The following is a 3,412-nucleotide window of genomic DNA, read 5'->3' on the forward strand; positions in this document are numbered from 1 at the left end:
GAGCCAATGGCTCCTGCCCAGCTCCATTCCAAGGATGTCCGTACTCCGATGAATCGTGCTGGGAGGATGTGAGTAGCAATAATTCATTCACAATCAGTTCCGCAGGAAAATATCGATTGAAAATCAAAGATGCTAACTGTAACACGAGTTACTATTTTGATGTGATAACCAATGGATTATCAGGAGATATTCCTTCGAATTTAGTAGGACATCAATCGGATTATTCACAAGGTTATTTTTCTGTTGTAATGAGTGCAACGGGGGTTAATTACAATATGAAACTCTACAAAGATAACGCTTTAGAAAGAGACATAACCACAGGCTCAAATAGCTATCAATTCACGAATTTAACAGCAGGGAATTACCGCATAGTGGTAACCTCTCCTCAAATTCAGGGATGTAAATATGAAGATATCATCAAAATTGATAAGCGTACAGAGATGACCATGACAGCATCCTTTTTGGGGTGGACACAGTGTAATACTGCTCGTGTGCGATTTTCTGCCGAAGGAGGGAAACCTCCATATCGTTTCGCTATTTGGAGTATTAACGGGATTGAGCAACATGCCTCGGAGGAATTAGCCCTCCAAAATGCGGTAATCGCTACCTTGCCTGAAAATCAAACTTTTATTGAAGCGGAAATTCCAAATATTACGCATGTAGGAGAGTATGTTTTTATCGCAGGTGACCAGCGTAATGGAGCTTTTGCTCTTTCAACACCTCCTTTACTCATAGAACCTCCTGTTCCACATAATTTTAAGCTAAATGTAAACCACATTCAATGTGCATCAGCACCAAATGAAGGGTCTATTTTATTAAACTTCGCTTCGCAACAAAATAGAAGTGTCCGATTGTATCGTTTGAACCCTGACTACACTCGCAACGGTGTGCCAATTCAACAAAACAGCACTGGAACTTTCTTGAATTTGCCAGTGGGCTTATACGAAACAGAGGTTATCGCAACTATTTCAGGGACTACCTGTACATATGTTAAAAAACCTATCGAAATCAAACCTTCTGAAACTACTATTAAGGCTTTCGTTGGTGTGGTTGCCGATAAAGATTGTGATATTCGAACAGGCATTTCAAGTAAACAATACAAAATCGCGGTAAACAACGTAAGTGGTGGAGAAGCTCCTTACAAATATAGCTTCGATGGAGAGGCTAATTATTCTATTGACAACATTGGTTACATCAGTAATTCGATGCGAATCTATGTGAAAGATAACAAGGGTTGCAAACAAGGATTTGATATTGTAGTTGCTCCTGCAGAGATTCCTACTATTGAATTTAGTCCAATATCGTACCGCTGTGACAATGGTTACGGAGTGGTTACAGTGACTATGAGTGCTACCTCTTCCAACTCCTATGAGTATCGCGTAGGATCAACAGAAAACTATCAAACAGTGAGTGGTACTTCGTTTATGCTAACATTAGAACCAAGCACACATTTGGTTCAGGTTCGTTATGTTACTCAATCGAATATAGCTTCTAAAAATCTATTGTTCCAAGAGGATTTTGGTTCGGGTGCTGATATTTGTATGCCAAATATCAACAACTTGACTTGTCGTGAAAATCAAACGTTATTCGATGGAGAATATGCTATCACTCAACAAGTAGCTACCAATGCCAATTGGGTGAATCCAACACCTACTGATCCAACAGGTGGTAGATATTTGGCAGTGATGGGTAACGGAAATAATGAGATAATTTATAAAAAACGAATATCCGGATTCGTAACTAACACATCCGATGCTCACCTACAATTTGATGTGCGTAGCTTACTTCTAAATACGGGAACAAATGCCAATTTATATGTAGAATTACGAACCACCACAGGAGTCGTTCTCAGCAGTCAGCATGTTGGAAATGGAAACATTCCTCACGGAGGCAATTGGGAAACACATAAGGTAACTTTTCCAAAAAACACAATTAAAGAAAATACCTTAGAAGTGGTAATCATCAATAAAGCAAATAGCTCGGTAGGAAACTTGGGGAATGATGTTGCTATTGACAATATTGAGGTGTGGCAAGATACTCAACACTGTGAAGCTATGGTTTCTAAGCCGATAACTATCGAAAAGAATAAACAGTTATATATTGAAAAAATAGCTGAAACTAACGTAAGATGTAAAGGAAGTTCAGACGGAACTTTGACCATTAAGGTCAATAATCCTCCTGCATCACGCGTGATTGAATATGCTATCGGTAGTCAAGTTTCTTGGACAACGGTAACTTTAACGACAACTAACAACACTTTCGTAGCTACAGGTTTACCTGTGACAACCAACGGTGTGATTTTCGTTAGAGACGCCAATCAGCCTTCTTGTATGGTAGATTTCACTCCATACACTATTGGCGATGCAATTCCTATTGTAGTAAAGGCTGAAGTCGTTAAAAAAGTCACTTGTGGAGCTGTTTCAGGGGCTACCGTCCTTGTTACAGCAACGGGTGGAAATCCTTCATCGTATAACTATCAATTAGGCCCAACGGCTTTCACTTCTAACAATCAATTTGTGAACATATCAGCAGGAACTTACACTGTAACAGTTCGTGATGGTAATGGCTGTGAGGAGTCTATTTCTTTGATAATCGAAGACAAAAAAACTTTGACCATTACTGCTGAAACCATCCACTGTTATGATGGAATCGGAAACGGAAGTGTACGTATCTCCGTAACCGAAGGAAATGAAGGTTATCGCTTCCAGCGTGTGGGAGATGCTAATATGTACACATCTGTTGATGATTCGTATCTATTTACAGGACTAAGTGTTGGAAACCATACCTTTACTGTCACAGACAATGCGGGATGTTCAGCTACTGTGATAGCTACCGTTTATCCACCTATGCGTTTGCAAGTGACTGAAAACAATCAATATATAGGTTGTACTACAGGAGCTACCGTAACCTTTACGCTGACGGCTATGGGAGGTGATCCTTTAGCTACGAAAGAATTTAGAGTTAGCAATGATGGGGGAGCTACATATACAAATTTTGCCTCTGCAACCTCTAATGCTACATACAGCACTTCTACACCAGGAGACTATCGATTTATGGTAATTTATTTCCCGAATGGTGAAGCCTGTGATGCTTTAACAGAAAGAAAGGTTATTTATGATCCTCCGCGATTTGTGAATCCAAGCATCTCAACTCAAGAGGCATTCTGTGGACAAAACAATGGAGCAATCATCGTTAAACCAAGTGATTTTTACTCGTCTACAGCTTCCAATACTGTAAATGTGTTTAAATTGGATGCCACAGGAAATCGGATATTACCAGCGGTAACCCCAACAGCTTTGGCCATTGGAAGTTATCTAGTAGAAATTACTGATGATAGAGGCTGTGTGGTAACCACCACAGTAACCGTCCCAGGAGTGGAAGCCATGACAGCAACAGCGACTCAAATTACCCC

Annotated in this window: 1 pseudogene; it reads left to right on the plus strand. The window is 40.0% G+C overall.

Annotated elements, in window-relative coordinates:
* A pseudogene (locus CCAND38_RS12060) lies at positions 1–3,412 on the plus strand (T9SS type B sorting domain-containing protein); the annotation flags it as partial.

Origin of the sequence: Capnocytophaga canis (assembly GCF_000827555.1) — a bacterium.
In the GTDB taxonomy this organism is placed as follows: Bacteria; Bacteroidota; Bacteroidia; order Flavobacteriales; family Flavobacteriaceae; genus Capnocytophaga; species Capnocytophaga canis.